16 protein-coding genes are annotated in these 17,960 nt (G+C 43.8%); all 16 read left to right on the top strand.

All coding sequences use genetic code 11. From position 1 onward, the window contains the following. Positions 1-281 precede the first annotated feature (281 nt). The 16 genes from rpoB to NFR56_RS06405 all read left to right on the top strand — a co-directional run bounded on the left by rpoB (position 282) and on the right by NFR56_RS06405 (position 17,909). Positions 282-3,851, top strand: coding sequence for a DNA-directed RNA polymerase subunit beta (gene rpoB / locus NFR56_RS06480; protein ID WP_134974524.1), 3,570 nt, complete (start codon positions 282-284; stop codon positions 3,849-3,851). 158 nt (positions 3,852-4,009) lie between these two features. Then, positions 4,010-7,663, top strand: a complete 3,654-nt coding sequence (gene rpoC, locus NFR56_RS06475) for a DNA-directed RNA polymerase subunit beta' (RefSeq protein WP_070661142.1) — start codon at positions 4,010-4,012, stop codon at positions 7,661-7,663. Between the two features lie 321 nt (positions 7,664-7,984). Then, entirely contained in the window at positions 7,985-9,139 is a 1,155-nt protein-coding gene (wecB, locus tag NFR56_RS06470; protein WP_195189957.1) for a non-hydrolyzing UDP-N-acetylglucosamine 2-epimerase, read from the top strand. Further along, the gene (locus NFR56_RS06465; protein WP_023919656.1) at positions 9,140-9,928 is read left to right on the top strand and encodes an MMPL family transporter; all 789 of its coding nucleotides are present in this window, start codon (positions 9,140-9,142) and stop codon (positions 9,926-9,928) included. A 9-nt stretch (positions 9,929-9,937) separates the two neighbouring features. Beyond that, complete coding sequence (locus NFR56_RS06460) at positions 9,938-10,078, top strand: hypothetical protein (RefSeq protein WP_003009749.1); 141 nt, start codon at positions 9,938-9,940, stop codon at positions 10,076-10,078. Further along, positions 10,071-11,381: a glycosyltransferase family 2 protein gene (locus NFR56_RS06455; protein ID WP_045758996.1), complete on the top strand. Its 1,311-nt coding sequence runs from the start codon at positions 10,071-10,073 to the stop codon at positions 11,379-11,381. The genes NFR56_RS06460 and NFR56_RS06455 overlap by 8 nt, the downstream gene beginning before the upstream one ends. Positions 11,382-11,389: 8 nt before the next feature. After that, on the top strand, positions 11,390-12,493 hold the full coding sequence (locus NFR56_RS06450) for a family 8 glycosyl hydrolase (RefSeq protein ID WP_045758997.1): 1,104 nt from the start codon (positions 11,390-11,392) through the stop codon (positions 12,491-12,493). A gap of 222 nt (positions 12,494-12,715) precedes the next feature. Continuing rightward, a complete protein-coding gene (locus tag NFR56_RS06445) occupies positions 12,716-13,105 on the top strand; it encodes a DUF1033 family protein (RefSeq protein WP_070674950.1) in 390 nt (129 codons plus the stop codon). 87 nt (positions 13,106-13,192) lie between these two features. Next, on the top strand, positions 13,193-14,134 hold the full coding sequence (gene comGA, locus NFR56_RS06440; protein WP_118095988.1) for a competence type IV pilus ATPase ComGA: 942 nt from the start codon (positions 13,193-13,195) through the stop codon (positions 14,132-14,134). Continuing rightward, complete coding sequence (comGB, locus tag NFR56_RS06435) at positions 14,067-15,098, top strand: competence type IV pilus assembly protein ComGB (protein ID WP_182322092.1); 1,032 nt, start codon at positions 14,067-14,069, stop codon at positions 15,096-15,098. Before comGA ends, comGB begins: the two co-directional genes overlap by 68 nt. Continuing rightward, positions 15,095-15,412, top strand: a complete 318-nt coding sequence (comGC, locus tag NFR56_RS06430; RefSeq protein WP_049489153.1) for a competence type IV pilus major pilin ComGC — start codon at positions 15,095-15,097, stop codon at positions 15,410-15,412. The genes comGB and comGC overlap by 4 nt, the downstream gene beginning before the upstream one ends. Next, on the top strand, positions 15,402-15,806 hold the full coding sequence (gene comGD / locus NFR56_RS06425) for a competence type IV pilus minor pilin ComGD (RefSeq protein WP_134974548.1): 405 nt from the start codon (positions 15,402-15,404) through the stop codon (positions 15,804-15,806). Before comGC ends, comGD begins: the two co-directional genes overlap by 11 nt. Beyond that, the gene (gene comGE, locus NFR56_RS06420; RefSeq protein WP_134974528.1) at positions 15,772-16,059 is read left to right on the top strand and encodes a competence type IV pilus minor pilin ComGE; all 288 of its coding nucleotides are present in this window, start codon (positions 15,772-15,774) and stop codon (positions 16,057-16,059) included. The genes comGD and comGE overlap by 35 nt, the downstream gene beginning before the upstream one ends. Beyond that, entirely contained in the window at positions 16,049-16,501 is a 453-nt protein-coding gene (comGF, locus tag NFR56_RS06415; protein ID WP_134974529.1) for a competence type IV pilus minor pilin ComGF, read from the top strand. Before comGE ends, comGF begins: the two co-directional genes overlap by 11 nt. Continuing rightward, the gene (gene comGG, locus NFR56_RS06410; protein ID WP_134974530.1) at positions 16,467-16,925 is read left to right on the top strand and encodes a competence type IV pilus minor pilin ComGG; all 459 of its coding nucleotides are present in this window, start codon (positions 16,467-16,469) and stop codon (positions 16,923-16,925) included. The genes comGF and comGG overlap by 35 nt, the downstream gene beginning before the upstream one ends. Positions 16,926-16,955: 30 nt before the next feature. Further along, the gene (locus tag NFR56_RS06405) at positions 16,956-17,909 is read left to right on the top strand and encodes a class I SAM-dependent methyltransferase (RefSeq protein ID WP_024054899.1); all 954 of its coding nucleotides are present in this window, start codon (positions 16,956-16,958) and stop codon (positions 17,907-17,909) included. Positions 17,910-17,960: the final 51 nt, after the last annotated feature.

Below are 17,960 nucleotides of genomic sequence, written 5' to 3'. Positions count from 1 at the left end.
AATTTGTCGTGTGCTTTATTTGAAATATTGTCCAAATAAGAGCTTACAGCAGTTAAATCTTACTTGAATAAGTCGATTTAGCTGCTCTTTTTGTGCCTATTTTTCAGAAAAATCCTAGTTTGTTACACAAATTTAATTTTTCTAAAAATTACAAAAAGCGACGAATGAGGTGAAGAGACAGCTCTTCACGTGATGCAAATCACACAATTGTAGTTAAAACCGGATAGGTGGTGAAAATCATTTTACCAAGCTATCCTAGTATGGAAAAGGAGCTAAAAACTTTGGCAGGACATGACGTTCAATACGGGAAACATCGGACCCGTCGTAGTTTTTCAAGAATCAAAGAGGTTCTTGATTTACCAAACTTGATTGAAATCCAGACAGACTCATTCAAAGATTTCTTGGATCATGGCTTGAAGGAAGTATTTGAAGATGTGCTTCCCATCTCAAACTTCACGGATACAATGGAATTGGAATTTGTGGGTTATGAAATCCGCGAACCTAAGTATTCGCTTGAAGAAGCGCGCATCCACGATGCCAGCTACTCAGCACCAATCTTTGTGACCTTCCGTTTGGTCAACAAAGAAACAGGTGAAATCAAGACCCAAGAAGTTTTCTTTGGTGATTTCCCAATCATGACTGAAATGGGAACCTTCATCATCAATGGTGGAGAACGGATTATCGTATCTCAGTTGGTCCGCTCACCAGGTGTCTACTTCAATGATAAGGTGGACAAGAATGGTAAGGTTGGTTATGGATCAACTGTTATCCCTAACCGTGGGGCTTGGTTAGAGCTTGAAACCGACTCAAAAGACATTGCTTACACACGTATCGACCGCACACGTAAGATTCCATTTACAACTCTTGTGCGTGCTCTTGGATTCTCTGGAGATGATGAAATCATCGATATCTTTGGGGACAGCGAATTGGTTCGCAATACCATTGAAAAAGATATCCACAAAAATCCAATGGATTCACGGACAGATGAAGCCCTCAAAGAAATCTACGAGCGTCTTCGTCCAGGTGAACCAAAAACAGCGGAAAGCTCACGTAGCTTGTTGGTAGCCCGTTTCTTTGATCCACGTCGTTATGACTTGGCACCAGTTGGTCGCTACAAGATCAACAAGAAACTCAATATCAAGAACCGCTTGTTGAACCAAACCATCGCAGAACCATTGGTAGATGCTGAAACAGGGGAAATCCTTATAGAAGCTGGTACTGTCATGACGCGCGATGTGATCGACAGCATCTCAGAACAATTGGATAACGGTTTGAACAAAATCACCTACATTCCAAATGATGCTGCTGTTTTGACAGAACCAGTTGAATTGCAAAAATTCAAAGTTGTCGCTCCAACAGATCCAGACCGCGTTGTCACCATCATCGGAAATGCTAACCCATCTGACAAAGTACGGATTGTGACTCCAGCTGATATCTTGGCAGAAATGAGCTATTTCTTGAACCTTGCAGAAGGTATTGGCCGTGTAGATGATATCGACCACCTTGGAAACCGTCGGATTCGTGCCGTTGGTGAATTGCTTGCCAACCAAGTGCGTCTTGGACTTTCACGGATGGAACGAAACGTTCGCGAACGGATGTCTGTACAAGATAACGACGTCTTGACACCACAACAAATCATCAACATCCGCCCAGTAACTGCAGCAATTAAAGAATTCTTTGGATCTTCACAGTTGTCACAGTTCATGGACCAACACAACCCACTTTCTGAGTTGTCTCACAAACGTCGTTTGTCTGCCTTAGGGCCTGGTGGTTTGACACGTGACCGTGCCGGATATGAAGTGCGTGACGTGCACTATACCCACTATGGTCGTATGTGTCCAATCGAAACACCTGAAGGACCAAACATCGGTTTGATCAACAACTTGTCATCTTACGGACACTTGAACAAATATGGCTTCATCCAAACGCCATACCGTAAAGTGGACCGGGAAAAAGGTGTAGTCACCAACGAAATCGTTTGGTTGACAGCCGATGAAGAAGATGAGTACATCGTCGCTCAGGCTAACTCTAAGTTGAACGAAAAAGGTGGCTTTGCTGAGCCAATCGTTATGGGACGTCACCGTGGTAACAACCAAGAATTCCCATCTGATCAAGTCGACTACATGGACGTATCTCCAAAACAAGTAGTTGCCGTTGCGACAGCATGTATTCCTTTCTTGGAAAACGATGACTCCAACCGTGCCCTCATGGGTGCCAACATGCAACGTCAGGCTGTGCCATTGATTGATCCAAAAGCCCCTTACGTAGGGACTGGTATGGAATACCAAGCAGCCCATGACTCAGGAGCTGCAGTCATTGCTCAACATGATGGTAAAGTTACTTATGCAGATGCAGACAAGGTAGAAGTTCGTCGGGAAGATGGAGCTCTTGATGTTTACCATATCCAAAAATTCCGTCGTTCAAACTCAGGTACGGCTTACAACCAACGTACCCTTGTAAAAGTTGGCGATGTCGTTGAAAAAGGCGACTTTATCGCTGACGGTCCATCGATGGAAAAAGGGGAAATGGCCCTGGGTCAAAACCCAATCGTCGCTTACATGACATGGGAAGGGTATAACTTCGAGGATGCCGTTATCATGAGCGAACGCTTGGTGAAAGAAGATGTCTACACATCTGTTCACTTGGAAGAATTCGAATCAGAAACACGCGATACCAAGTTAGGCCCTGAAGAAATTACCCGTGAAATTCCAAACGTTGGGGAAGATGCTCTTCGTGACTTGGATGAAACAGGTATTATCCGTATTGGTGCGGAAGTAAAAGAAGGCGATATCCTTGTCGGTAAGGTAACACCGAAGGGTGAAAAAGACCTTTCTGCTGAAGAACGTCTCCTTCACGCGATCTTTGGAGATAAATCTCGTGAAGTGCGTGATACTTCTCTTCGTGTGCCTCACGGTGGAGATGGAGTCGTTCGCGATGTTAAGATCTTTACACGTGCAAACGGAGATGAATTGCAATCGGGTGTCAACATGTTGGTTCGTGTTTACATCGCACAAAAACGCAAGATCCGCGTCGGAGATAAGATGGCCGGTCGTCACGGAAACAAAGGGGTTGTGTCTCGTATTGTTCCAGTTGAAGACATGCCTTACCTTCCAGACGGTACACCAGTTGATATCATGTTGAACCCTCTTGGGGTGCCATCACGTATGAATATCGGTCAGGTTATGGAACTTCACCTTGGTATGGCCGCTCGTAACTTGGGTATCCACATCGCAACACCAGTCTTTGACGGAGCAAGCTCAGAAGACCTCTGGGATACTGTGAAAGAAGCTGGTATGGATAGTGATGCCAAGACGATTCTTTACGATGGACGTACAGGTGAGCCATTTGACAACCGTGTCTCTGTCGGTGTCATGTACATGATCAAGCTCCACCACATGGTTGATGATAAACTCCATGCCCGTTCAGTCGGACCTTACTCAATGGTTACCCAACAACCACTCGGAGGGAAAGCTCAATTTGGTGGACAACGTTTCGGGGAAATGGAAGTGTGGGCCCTTGAGGCTTATGGTGCATCAAATGTCCTTCAAGAAATCTTGACCTACAAGTCAGATGATGTCAACGGACGTTTGAAAGCTTATGAAGCAATTACCAAAGGTAAACCAATTCCAAAACCAGGTGTACCAGAATCCTTCCGCGTTCTTGTCAAAGAATTGCAATCTCTTGGTCTTGACATGCGTGTCTTGGACGAAGATGATCAAGAAGTGGAACTTCGTGACCTCGATGAAGGGGAAGACGATGATGTGATTCATGTGGATGACCTTGAAAAAGCACGTGAAAAAGCAGCCAAAGAAGCAAAAGCAGCCTTTGATGCTGAAGAATCAGAAAAATAATCAGTAAAAATGATTGTCTTGTGAGAAACCAATGCTTCTAGCAGGATGATTCGATAACAAGATACAGATCCAAGGAGGTGGCAAGAAAGTTTCCTTTCTTCCCCCCTACGGCTGTATCCAAATGAAACAAGTATGAAAACAAGGAAAGGTAAGAAATAGTGGTTGATGTAAATCGTTTTAAAAGTATGCAAATCACCCTAGCTTCTCCAAGCAAGGTCCGTTCATGGTCTTATGGAGAGGTCAAGAAACCTGAAACAATCAACTACCGTACATTGAAACCAGAACGTGAAGGTCTCTTTGATGAAGTCATCTTTGGACCTACAAAAGACTGGGAATGTGCGTGTGGGAAATACAAACGGATCCGTTACAAAGGGATCGTTTGTGACCGCTGTGGGGTTGAAGTAACACGTGCCAAGGTTCGTCGTGAACGTATGGGACACATCGAGTTGAAAGCGCCTGTATCACACATCTGGTACTTCAAAGGCATCCCTTCTCGTATGGGATTGACCTTGGATATGAGCCCACGTGCCCTTGAAGAAGTTATCTACTTCGCAGCTTATGTGGTGATCGATCCAAAAGATACACCACTTGAGCACAAATCCATCATGACAGAACGTGAATACCGTGAACGCTTGCGTGAATACGGACCAGGTTCTTTTGTAGCTAAGATGGGTGCAGAAGCGATCCAAGACCTCTTGAAACAAGTGGATTTGGAAGCTGAAATTGCTCTCTTGAAAGAAGAATTGAAGACTGCAACTGGTCAAAAACGTGTGAAGGCTGTACGTCGTTTGGATGTCTTAGATGCCTTCTACAAATCTGGTAACAAGCCAGAATGGATGGTTCTCAACATCCTTCCAGTTATTCCACCAGATCTTCGTCCGATGGTCCAATTGGATGGTGGCCGTTTTGCTGCCTCTGACTTGAACGACCTCTATCGTCGTGTGATCAACCGGAACAACCGTTTGGCACGTTTGCTTGAATTGAATGCCCCTGGTATCATCGTGCAAAACGAAAAACGGATGCTCCAAGAAGCCGTTGATGCTTTGATCGATAACGGTCGTCGTGGTCGTCCGATCACAGGACCAGGTAGCCGTCCATTGAAATCATTGAGCCACATGCTCAAAGGGAAACAAGGACGCTTCCGTCAAAACTTGCTCGGTAAACGGGTGGACTTCTCAGGACGTTCCGTTATCGCCGTTGGTCCAACTCTTAAGATGTACCAATGTGGTGTGCCACGTGAAATGGCCATCGAGCTCTTCAAACCATTCGTCATGCGTGAAATCGTTGCGCGTGATATCGTACAAAACGTCAAAGCTGCAAAACGCTTGGTCGAACGTGGAGATGAACGCATCTGGGATATCCTGGAAGAAGTGATCAAAGAACACCCAGTTCTCTTGAACCGCGCACCGACCCTTCACCGTTTGGGGATCCAAGCCTTTGAACCTGTCTTGATTGACGGGAAAGCTCTTCGCTTGCACCCACTTGTCTGTGAAGCCTACAATGCCGACTTTGACGGGGACCAAATGGCCATCCACGTACCGCTTTCAGAAGAAGCTCAAGCAGAAGCTCGTATCTTGATGTTGGCTGCTGAGCACATCTTGAATCCAAAAGACGGTAAACCAGTCGTTACCCCATCTCAGGATATGGTATTGGGGAACTATTACCTCACTATGGAAGAAGCTGGTCGTGAAGGCGAAGGCATGGTCTTTAAAGACCGTGATGAAGCGGTCATGGCCCTTCGCAATGGCTATGTTCACTTGCATACCCGTGTCGGAATTGCGACAGATAGCTTGAACAAACCATGGACAGAAGCGCAACAACACAAGATTCTCTTGACAACTGTTGGTAAGATCCTCTTTAACGATATCATGCCTGCAGAACTTCCATACCTTCAAGAGCCAAATAATGCCAACTTGACAGAAGGCGTTCCAGCTAAGTACTTCTTGGAGCCTGGTCAAGATGTCAAAGCAGCGATTGAGAAATTGGAATTAAACGTTCCATTCAAGAAGAAAAATCTTGGAAATATCATCGCAGAAATCTTCAAACGCTTCCGTACAACTGAAACGTCTGCTTTCTTGGACCGCTTGAAAGACTTGGGTTACCATCACTCAACCCTTGCTGGTTTGACAGTGGGGATTGCCGATATTCCAGTCGTTGAAGACAAGGCAGAAATCATTGAAGAATCTCACAAACGTGTGGAACAAATCACCAAACAATTCCGTCGTGGTTTGATCACAGATGACGAACGCTACAATGCTGTTACAGCTGAATGGCGTGCAGCCCGTGAGAAATTGGAAAAACGCTTGGTGGATAACCAAGATCCGAAGAACCCAATCGTTATGATGATGGACTCTGGTGCCCGTGGTAACATCTCAAACTTCTCGCAACTTGCCGGTATGCGTGGTTTGATGGCCGCTCCAAACGGACGGATCATGGAATTGCCAATCCTGTCAAACTTCCGCGAAGGTTTGTCAGTACTCGAAATGTTCTTCTCAACTCACGGTGCCCGTAAAGGGATGACCGATACGGCCTTGAAGACAGCCGACTCAGGTTACTTGACTCGTCGTTTGGTTGACGTTGCCCAAGACGTCATTATCCGTGAAGATGACTGTGGAACAGACCGTGGACTTGTGATCCGTGCCATTACTGATGGTAAGGAAATGATCGAGCCACTTGAAGAACGCTTGACTGGTCGTTATACCAAGAAATCTGTTAAACACCCTGAAACAGGTGAAGTCATCGTTGGTCCAGATACCTTAATTTCAGAAGACCTAGCACGTGAAATTGTCAAAGCTGGTGTGGAAGAAGTCACTATCCGCTCTGTCTTTACATGTAACACCCGCCATGGTGTCTGCCGTCACTGTTATGGTATCAACTTGGCGACTGGTGATGCGGTTGAAGTGGGTGAAGCAGTCGGAACTATCGCTGCCCAATCTATCGGGGAACCTGGTACACAGTTGACCATGCGTACCTTCCACACGGGTGGGGTTGCCTCAAATACCGATATCACTCAGGGTCTTCCTCGTGTCCAAGAAATTTTTGAAGCCCGCAATCCAAAAGGGGAAGCGGTCATCACTGAGGTCAAAGGGGAAGTCACAGCCATCGAAGAAGATGCTTCTACACGGACCAAGAAAGTCTTTGTTAGCGGAGCAACTGGTGAGGGCGAATACGTTGTCCCTTACACTGCCCGCATGAAAGTCGAAGTGGGAGATCAAGTTTCTCGTGGTGATGCTCTGACAGAAGGATCTATTCAACCAAAACGTCTCCTTGCTGTTCGTGATGTCTTGTCAGTTGAAACATACCTCCTTGCGGAAGTACAAAAAGTATACCGTAGCCAAGGGGTAGAAATCGGCGACAAACACATCGAGGTAATGGTGCGTCAAATGATCCGTAAAGTACGTGTCATGGATCCAGGAGATACAGACCTTCTCATGGGTACTCTGATGGACATTACAGACTTTACAGATGCCAATAAGGATGTCCTTATCTCTGGTGGAGTTCCTGCAACTGCTCGTCCAGTCCTTATGGGAATTACCAAAGCCTCTCTTGAAACCAACAGTTTCTTGTCAGCGGCTTCCTTCCAGGAAACAACTCGTGTCCTTACTGACGCAGCGATCCGTGGTAAGAAAGACCATCTCCTTGGACTTAAGGAAAATGTTATCATTGGTAAGATTATTCCTGCAGGTACAGGTATGGCTCGTTACCGTAACTTGGAACCACAAGCAGTCAATGAAGTTGAAATCATCGAAGAAGTGCCATTAACAGATGGAACAGTCGATGAAGTTCAAACAGCTGAAGTCGTAGAAAAATAAGAAAAAAAGTCGGAACTACAAGTTCCGACTTTTTTTGAAAAAATTATAAAAATTTATTATTTGAAAAATAATTGTATAATTATTGAATTATTTTTTTACCAAAAATATTAGCCCGGTAAAAGTCGTGCTGAAAATACTCACAATTAGTGATTATATGGATATGTATTCTAAACACCAAAATAATAAAATGACTAACTATTAGTAATTTCTTTATAAAACCCAAAATCGGTTTGACATTTAAAGTCATTGGCGGTAGAATGAAAAAAGATGTACACAAATTAAAAAAATGTCGAATTACATGCATGTCGACGGGGGAAGTTTATGGAAAAATTGAAAATTATGGTTGTGTTTGGGACGCGACCGGAGGCCATTAAAATGGCCCCATTGGTGTTGGAGTTGCAAAAACAAAAGGAGGTTATTGAGACCATCACAGTGGTTACTGCCCAGCATCGTCAAATGCTGGACCAAGTCTTAGAAACCTTTAACATCGTACCTGATTACGATTTGGATATTATGGGGAAAAGCCAGACCTTATTGGACATTACTTCTAAAATCCTGAATCAATTAGATCCAGTTATCAAAAAAGAAAAGCCGGATATGGTGCTCGTCCATGGAGATACAACAACCACCTTTGCGGCGAGTCTGGTTGCCTTTTACAATCAAGTCCGCATTGGTCACGTCGAAGCTGGTTTGAGAACCTTTGATAAATATTCTCCATATCCAGAAGAGATGAACCGTCAAATGACGGATGATTTAGCGGATCTGTATTTTGCGCCGACGGGCGAAAGTAAGGCCAATCTCTTAAAAGAAAATCATCCGGAATCCTCTATTGTGGTGACAGGAAATACTGCCATTGATGCGCTGAAACTCACGGTTCAAGAGGACTATCATCACGAAGTGTTAGATCAATTAGATCCAGCTAAAAAAGTCATCCTGGTGACCATGCATCGAAGAGAAAATCAAGGCCAACCCATGCGAGCGGTCTTTGGAGCTCTGAGAGAAATGGTGGATCAAGAACCGACGATTGAAGTGGTTTACCCAGTGCATCTTAGTCCAGCGGTCCAAGAGGCGGCAAACGATCTATTAGGAGATCATGATCGGATCCACCTCATTGAGCCTCTAGATGTGCTGGATTTCCACAACTTAGCTTCGAGAAGTTACTTTATCATGTCGGATTCAGGTGGGGTGCAAGAGGAGGCGCCATCATTAGGAAAACCGGTATTGGTATTGCGCGATACAACGGAACGCCCAGAAGGGGTCAAAGCAGGGACCTTGAAATTAGTTGGAACGGATCCTGCCGTCGTCAAAACGACGATGACAGAGCTCTTAACCAACGAAAGCCTGTATCTTCAAATGGCAAATGCCCGAAATCCTTATGGGGATGGAAGAGCTTCTGAGCGAATCGTACAAGCCATTAAACATTACTTTGGCCAGGGAGAGGCTGCCGAAGAATTTCATGAGGGAGAGAAAGAATAAATGAAAAAAACGGAAAAGTTAAGTAGATGGTTGCTGATTTTGATTGTTTTCGAAGTACTTCTTTTACTTTACTGCTTGTTTTTTGCAAGAGAGATTCTGATTGAAGAAGGATTGTTCTTTGTTTTAGGATTATTTTCTGCTATTGTTTTATCGGATTTATTGTTGACATGGACCATCCTGTTGTCATTTGCCCTTGGGATTGTCTTTTTGGTGGCGGGTGTTGTCTATATCCCATTTCATCAAGCCTTGCTCTTGCTCTTTAGTTTTCCGATCTTGATTGGAATCTTGACCCGAATTCGCTATCACCTCTTTAAAGAGATTGCAAAAGTGAAGGATCAAGAGCCAGAAGCTTACGCAGATTATCGCAACCGCATCGCTTCTTATGGCGGACAAACCAATGATACGATTCAGGCCTTACTCATTCACTGGTCGCACGAGGAATTGTTCTTCCAATTGCAACCGAGAGAGTACAATCGGACCTTAAACCAAATCAACTATTTGTTAACGCATCATCTGAAGCCAAATGAAAGCTTGTATTATGTATCAGACGGTAATTTCTTGATCTTATCTTCTGATAGCGAGCGGGATCTGAAGAGCGATTATATGACGGTCTTAAAACCACAGTTGGAAGGACTGGTGTTCCAAGGAGAAGATGGGGTTCAAGGCATCCAATTTCAGTCAGGATTTCTTGTAGTGGATCAATCCAATCGAACCAAATACCATCGCTATAAAGAAATGATTCGTTACTTAAAACGTCAACTTGAAACAGATATTATTGTGGAATATTAGGAGGAAAACATGTCTCTTACAAATATATTTTTTAATATAGCTGTAGGCATCAGTGTATTTTTTGCCTTGTGCTTTATTGTATTATTTGTAGCTTATACGGTGATTTACCACCGTGTCAATAAAAATTTTAAGGCGGTGGACCATGATTAGTCAGATTGTGATGATTATTGCCTTGATTTCGATTTGGTTGTCCTTAGCCTGGGGCTTAGTAATCCTCTTTTCAGCCGTTCATTTTTGGTTTAAACACAGTGATTTTCGTGTCAATACGGATCCACTTCCTTATTATCCAAAAGTGACCATTGTCGTACCCGCCCATAATGAGGATGTGGTCATTGCACAAACAGCCAAAGCGATCCTTGATATGAACTACCCACATGATCGTGTAGAATTACTGCTCTTTGCGGATAATTGTTCCGATCGCACCTATGAAGAGTGTTTGGCGGTTAAAGCATTGCCAGAGTATGCAGGACGTGATTTGACCATTATCAATCGAAGTGGGACAGGTGGGAAAGCCGGTGTGCTAAATGACGCTTTGGCGATGGCGACTGGAGACTATATCTGCGTCTATGATGCAGATGCCATGCCTGAAAAAAATGCTCTTTATTTCCTTGTGAAAGAAGTCCTCAAAGATCCAGAACGTCATGTGGCTTCTTTCGGCCGCAATAAAACGCGGAATGCCAATCAAAACTTCTTGACCCGCTGTATCAACCAAGAGATTGTTGTCACCCAACGGGTCCACCATGTGGGCATGTGGCATCTCTTTAAGATTGGACGGATTCCAGGAACTAACTTCATTATTCAAACCGAATTTGTTAAGAGTATTGGAGGATGGAAAAACGGTGCCTTGACTGAGGATACGGATATTTCCTTCAAGATTATGCAAAGTGGGAAGTTGATTGCGCTAGCCTATAATTCAGAAGCCTTCCAACAAGAGCCAGAGACTCTGAAGAGTTACTATATGCAGCGGAAACGTTGGGCCAAAGGGAATTATGAAGTGGTTCTTTCCAACTTCAAGCATTTATTTGGTAAGGGAAATTGGCGCGTGAAGTTAGAAGTGACCAACTATTCCTGTGTCTTCTTCTGGTTTAATGCGGCCATCGTCTTATCGGACTTGATCTTTTTTGCCAATATTCTGGCCATGTGTATCCATACAGTGGTGCCAGGTGTGCAAATTCCATTTGCCTTTGATTCAGAAAATATCTACATTGCGCAATTGATGCTCTTCAATTGGATCTTGATGATTGGGCTTTATCTGCTTCAGATTAATGTGGCTCTTGCCTCACAATTTGGTCAAGCCACTACCAAGCAAATTTGGTTGGCCTTGGCTGCCTATTTCACCTATTCTCAACTGTTTATCATTGTGTCGATTGATGCCATCTCTTCGATTGTGATGGATAAACTATTGCACCGGAAAGAAACCAAATGGGTTAAAACAAAACGATTCGCAGGATAGGAGAGATTATGAATACGAAAAAGATGAGATATGTATGGTTTCTAGTCATCCTTTGCATTTTCTGTTTGACCTTGTTTTTAGCGAGAACGAGAAGTAAAGTGGAGATGCGAAATCGAATTTATCGTCAGTGGAATGAGCATTTTGTTGTTTCAAAAGGGAAAGAATCCTATGTTCGAACCACCAATGATAGCAATCAAACAGTAGTGTTATCCGAGGCGCAAAGTTATGGAATGCTCATTACTGTTGCAGCTGCTGAAAAAGGACAAGCCCAACAAGCAGACTTTGACCGACTCTATCACTATTATCTAAATCATCGCTTAGAAGGTACCCAATTGATGTCTTGGAAACAAACCATCAGCAATGGAAAAGCAAAAGATGAGGATCATAACGCCACAGATGGGGATCTCTACATCGCCTATGCTCTTCTAAAAGCTGCTCAGCAATGGCCAAAGCAAGCCAAAGACTACCAGGTTCAAGCCAAAGCGATTTTAGAAGATATTCTCGCACACAACTACAATGAAGAAACTGGTGTGTTAACGGTGGGGAATTGGGCCAATCAGGATTCGGAGTTTTATCATTTGATGCGGACGTCTGATACACTGCCAGCGCAATTCCAGATCTTTTATGAAGTGACAAAAGATTCGAAGTGGTTGGATATCAAAGAAAAGATGTTGCAGCAACTCCAAACGATCAGCTCCCAAACCAAAACAGGTTTACTACCTGATTTCATCTGGGTAGATGAGCAAGGAACGCGTGTAGCGGATCCCAAGACGATTGAATCCAAGTATGATGGTGCCTACTCGTATAACGCTTGTCGCCTTCCATACAACCTTGTTCAAAGTAAGGACAAAACCAGTCAACAATTGGTGAAAAAGATGCTTAACTTTTTCAAGAGTCAACGAAACCTGTATGCAGGTTATGACTTGAAAGGGAAGGCCTTGAACAATCATCAGGCAGCAAGCTTTTTGGCACCGATTGTCTATGCCTCTGAACATGAAAAAGGCTATTTGAAGTTGGTGCAACAGAACAAGTATATCTTTACACAAGATCTACCTCTGAACAACTATTACGATGCAACCATGACAACCATGATTGCACTTGAATTGTTCTAAATACTTGAGAAAAGAGAGTTCCCAGGATGGTCTGTCCATTTTATTGGAACTCTCTTCTTTTGATTCTCGAAAAAAGGACCCAATAGCAATTAGGCAGTCTATTTTTGAAAAATAATGGTGAAAATCGCCTGAAAACTACCTGAAAAATCATGCTCTGAGCAGAAAACTTTTATTCTCAAAGGATTTTCTATATAATAGAGGATACAAAGGATGGAAGAGTTTATGTATCGAGTGATTGAAATGTACGGGGACTGTGAACCCTGGTGGTTTTTAGAAGGTTGGGAAGAAGATATCGTGAGTAGTCGGAAGTTTGAAGACTATTACCAGGCTTTGAAATACTACAAGCAGAAGTGGTTGGAGTTAAATGAGCACTTTCCAAGTTATAAGAGTCGGAGTGATCTCATGACGATCTTTTGGGATACCAAGGAGCAAGAGTGGTGTGAGGACTGCAGTGAAGATGTGCAGTTTTTCCATTCGATTGTCCTTCTAGAAGACGAGCACAAGATCCCTAAAAGCAAGTTCCGCCCAGGCTACGAAAAGGAAAGAGGCAGTCGCAAACACCGTTCTTGTCAATATACACTCGATTCAAAAAAGGGGACAACCCTGTCATAAGAGACATTCGGAAGATTTTTTAGAGCGATCTAGAAAGTCTTCTTTTTTTGTCTTCTTTTTCGAATAGTATAAGTGAGAGGAGGAACTATGGTTCAAGAAATTGCAAAAAAATTGATCCGCATGGGGAAAAAGGAAGAAGCTCAGGATCTTTACTTCATTCCTCGGAAGGAGGAGTACCAGGTTTTTATGAGAGTGGGAGACGATAGGCGCTTTGTGCAGTCCTTCCCTTTTGAGGACATGACGGCTATTATCAGCCACTTTAAGTTCGTGGCAGGGATGAATGTGGGAGAAAAAAGGCGCAGCCAGCTGGGGTCGTGTGATTACCCTTTGGAGAATGGAGTGGTCTCGATTCGCTTGTCGACGGTGGGGGATTATCGTGGTTATGAAAGCTTGGTCATTCGGCTCTTGCATGATGAGGAACGTGAATTGCGGTTTTGGTTTGATCAGTTGCCGGACTTGAAGAAGAAATTGGCTGGTCGTGGCCTCTATCTCTTTGCAGGTCCTGTTGGTTCGGGAAAGACCACTCTCATGCATGCGTTGGCGCAAGAGCGCTTTGCGGACCAGCAAGTCATGTCTATTGAAGACCCTGTCGAGATCAAGCAGGACAATATGCTTCAACTTCAGCTGAATGACCAGATCGGCATGACCTATGACAACCTGATCAAACTCTCCTTACGCCATCGGCCGGACCTTCTCATTATTGGAGAGATCCGAGATAGGGAAACAGCTCGTGCGGTCGTACGAGCTAGTTTGACAGGAGTCACCGTCTTCTCTACTATTCATGCGAAAAGCGTTCGGGGTGTTTATGAGAGGCTCTTAGAACTTGGAGTGAGTGAGGAAGAGCTTAAGATTGTTTTACAAGGTATTTGCTACCAACGATTAATTGCAGGAGGAGGTGTGGTCGATTTTGCGACGGAAAACTACCAAGAGCACTCAGCCAGCCGCTGGAACCAACAAATGGATCTCTTGGCTCAATCGGGATATATCCAGCTGGCTCAGGCCCAAGCCGAAAAAATTATCTACCGCTAAACAAAAGCAAATCATCGAATTGTTTTTGAATCTTTATTCAAGTGGTTTTCACCTATCTGAGATTGTCGATTTTCTGGATCGCTCTCACCTAGTGGAGAGTCGTTTGGTTTCCCAGATGCGAGAGGATCTCTCGCGGGGGCGGAGTTTTTCAGAGATGATGGCAGGGATCGGTTTTTCAGATGCGGTCACGACACAGCTGTCTCTCGCTGAGCTCCATGGCAATCTTGCATTGAGCTTGGAGAAAATCAGTGCTTACCTAGAAAACATGCGCAAGGTCAAGAAAAAGCTGATTGAGGTGAGCACCTATCCTCTTATCTTGCTTGGGTTTTTAGTTCTGATTATGCTAGGATTGCGCAATTATTTGCTTCCTCAAATGGATGCTCAAAATATTGGGACGCAATTGATCAGTTCCTTCCCCCAACTCTTTTTGGCCTTAGGAGTGGGACTGGTGACCTTCTTCTTACTCGGCTTTCTCTATTACCGCCAGTCAGGAAAGATCAAGGTTTTTAGAACCTTGTCTCATCTGCCTTTCGGGAAAGGCATGATTCAAGCTTATTTGACAGCCTATTATGCCAGAGAATGGGGCAATCTGATTGGGCAAGGATTGGAGCTGTCTCAGATTTTTTCCATGATGCAGGACCAAAAATCCCAGCTTTTTCAAGAGATTGGAAGGGACTTAGCTCTCTCTTTAGACCGTGGGCAATCCTTTTCAGAGACGGTCAGGGGGTATCCTTTTTTCAAAAAAGAATTGCCCCTTATGATTGAATATGGTGAAGTCAAATCAAAGCTCGGAAGTGAACTAGAGATCTACGCTGAAAAAACATGGGAAGATTTCTTTCGTCGGGTTCACAAGGCCATGAATGTGATACAACCCTTGGTGTTTGTCTTTGTGGCTCTTGTGATTGTCTTACTCTATGCAGCCATGTTGCTGCCGATTTATCAAAATATGGAGGTTCATTTATGAAAACATTAAAAACCTATAAGGTTAAAGCCTTTACGCTGATTGAAATGTTGGTGGTCTTATTGATCATCAGTGTGCTCTTATTGCTCTTTGTGCCGAATTTGACCAAGCAAAAAGACTCCGTGAAAGAGACAGGAAATGCAGCGGTTGTGAAGGTAGTCGAAAGTCAGGCTGAATTGTACGAGCTCAATCATACCAATGACCAAGCCACTCTATCAAAGCTAATTGCTGATGGAAATATTACCAACAAACAAGCAGAATCTTATCGTGCCTATTATGCGAAAAATAGTGGAGAAACTCGTGCGGTTGCAGATTAAGGCCTTCACCTTGGTGGAGACCCTTTTGACCTTGATGATCGTCAGTTTTATCTATCTGGGCTTATCGGGATCGATCAGGACGAGCTTTCAGCAGGTGGAAGAAAAAGTATTTTTTGCAGAGTTTGAACACCTCTATCAAGAAAGTCAGAAGATAGCACTGGCAAGGCAAACGGAATTGGATGTTGAAGTGACTGCAAGGAAGATTCAAACGCCCTACCAGACAGTGGAGATTCCTGATTCTGTCATTTTGCAAGATCCTAAAACTATTCGATTGGACCGAGCAGGTGGCAATTCATCTCTGGCCAATGTTCACTTTCAGACACAGAGAGGAGTGGTGACCTATCAACTGTCGCTTGGAAATGGGAAAATTAAAAAAAGCATCCGTTCCCGCTAGTATTCTCATAGAATCTTTGGTAGCCTTGGGTTTATTTGCCATGATTACGACCTTATTGTTAGGGGAGATCCGGCGTTCGCGCAAGGAGCGACTAGCGGATTTCAAAGAGGTAGAGGTCTTATCTGTCGCTCAAATGGCGCTTCAGACAGGGCAAAATCATCTGGAGGCCAATGGTATTCAGGTTCAAGTCGAAAAAGATGCCGATCAACTCACAGTCTATTATCAAGGAAAGGTGGTGCTGCATGTGGAATAACGGAAAGGTCAAGGCCTTTACCTTGCTCGAAGCCTTGGTCGCTCTCTTAGTGCTTAGTGGGGGAGTGTTGGTCTTTCAAGGCTTGACCAAGCTCCTGCATACTGAATTGGACTACCAGGCGCATCAAAAGCAGGAAGAATGGATACTTTTTCAGCAACAATTGCAGGTGGAATTGGACCGGAGTCATTTTGAAAAAGTGGCAGACAACCATATCTACTTGGTCCAGGATCAAAAACCAATTGCCATTGGCCAATCTAAAGGAGATGATATCCGAAAAACAGATGATAAGGGCAGGGGCTATCAGCCTATGATTTCAGGGGTTCGCTCTAGCCAAATTTGGCAAGAGGGAGAGTTGCTTCATCTGCGGTTGAATTTTGAAGAAGGTCTAGAAAGGGAGTATGTCTATCATGTGGTACCAGCGATGCAAAATGAAAAAAGTTAAAGCTGGTGTCTTGCTTTACGCTCTCTTGATGGCAGCGATTTTTAGTCTCTTGCTTCAGTTTTACCTGCACCGTCAGGTTGCGGAGAGACGGATCTTAAAGACGAGTCAAGATCGTCTACGGGCCTATGCTTTGGTACAATTGGTTCTTGAAAAGAGAAAGAGTGATGAGAAGACATCAGAGATTCATTTAAAGTCTGGAGTTGTTCAGCTAAGGCAGGATACTGGTTTTCTTCATGCCCAAGCTGAGATGGATGGCGAAAGCTATGAGTTTGTCCTTCCTGTAAGGGAAGAAAAAGAAAGCAAGAAGAGTCAAAAAGAAAAGAAGAAGACACAGAAAGATAAGGAGAAGGCAGAGACCGAAACTCCTTCTGAAGAGACGCCAAACGAGACCAAGGAATCATCAGAAAATAGCGAAAAAGACTAATTTTTGGTATGATAGGGTGCGGAGGAAATCATGAATTTCGAAAAAATTGAACAAGCCTATACCTATCTATTAGAAAACACTCAAAGTATTCAAAATGAATTGTCGACCAACTTTTATGACGCCTTGATTGAACAAAATGCCATGTATTTGGATGGCAAGACGGATTTAGACATTGTTAAAAACAATAGCAAAAAATTAAAAGAACTAGATTTAAGTAAGGAAGAATGGCGCAGAGCCTACCAATTCCTTTTTATGAAAGCTGCTCAGACAGAGCCTTTACAAGCGAATCACCAGTTCACACCAGATGCGATTGGTTTTATCATTACATTTTTGATCGATCAGTTGGCTAAAAGCGACCAACTGGATGTCTTAGAAGTGGGAAGTGGAACCGGAAATCTCGCTGAGACTATTGTCAACAATAGCCGTCTCACGATTGATTACTTAGGATTGGAAGTAGATGATCTCTTGATTGATCTATCTGCTAGTATCGCAGATGTGATGGAGTCTAGCGTTGTCTTTGCACAAGGCGACGCGGTTCGTCCACAAGTGTTGAAAGAAAGTGACTTGATCGTTAGCGACTTACCGATTGGCTATTATCCAGATGATGCGATTGCACAGCGCTATCAGGTGGCGAGCTCCGAAGGCCATACCTATGCTCATCACCTTATGATGGAACAGGCTCTGAAATACCTGAAACCTCAAGGAGTTGCCATCTTTTTAGCTCCAAATAACCTCTTGACGAGCCCTCAGAGTGATCTGTTGAAAGCTTGGCTAACAGACAAGGCTCAAATCCTTGCTATGCTGACCTTGCCAGAATCTCTTTTTTCAAATCCCGCCTATGCTAAGACGATTTTCGTCCTACGAAAACAAGAAGAAGAGTCTGTCCAGCCCTTTGTCTATCCGTTTACCGATCTTCAGGATCAAGACCAGGTGGTTCACTTCACGGAAAGTTTCCAAAACTGGTTAAAGGATAGTGAAATTTGATCAAAGATCTGATATAATAGAGGAAGTGAAAACGCTTAATGAGGTGAATAT

Source organism: Streptococcus caecimuris (genome assembly GCF_943193075.1).
Lineage (GTDB): Bacteria > Bacillota > Bacilli > Lactobacillales > Streptococcaceae > Streptococcus > Streptococcus caecimuris.
The sequence above is the reverse complement of the archived record's forward strand: the minus strand, read 5'-3'. Positions and strand labels throughout refer to the sequence as shown.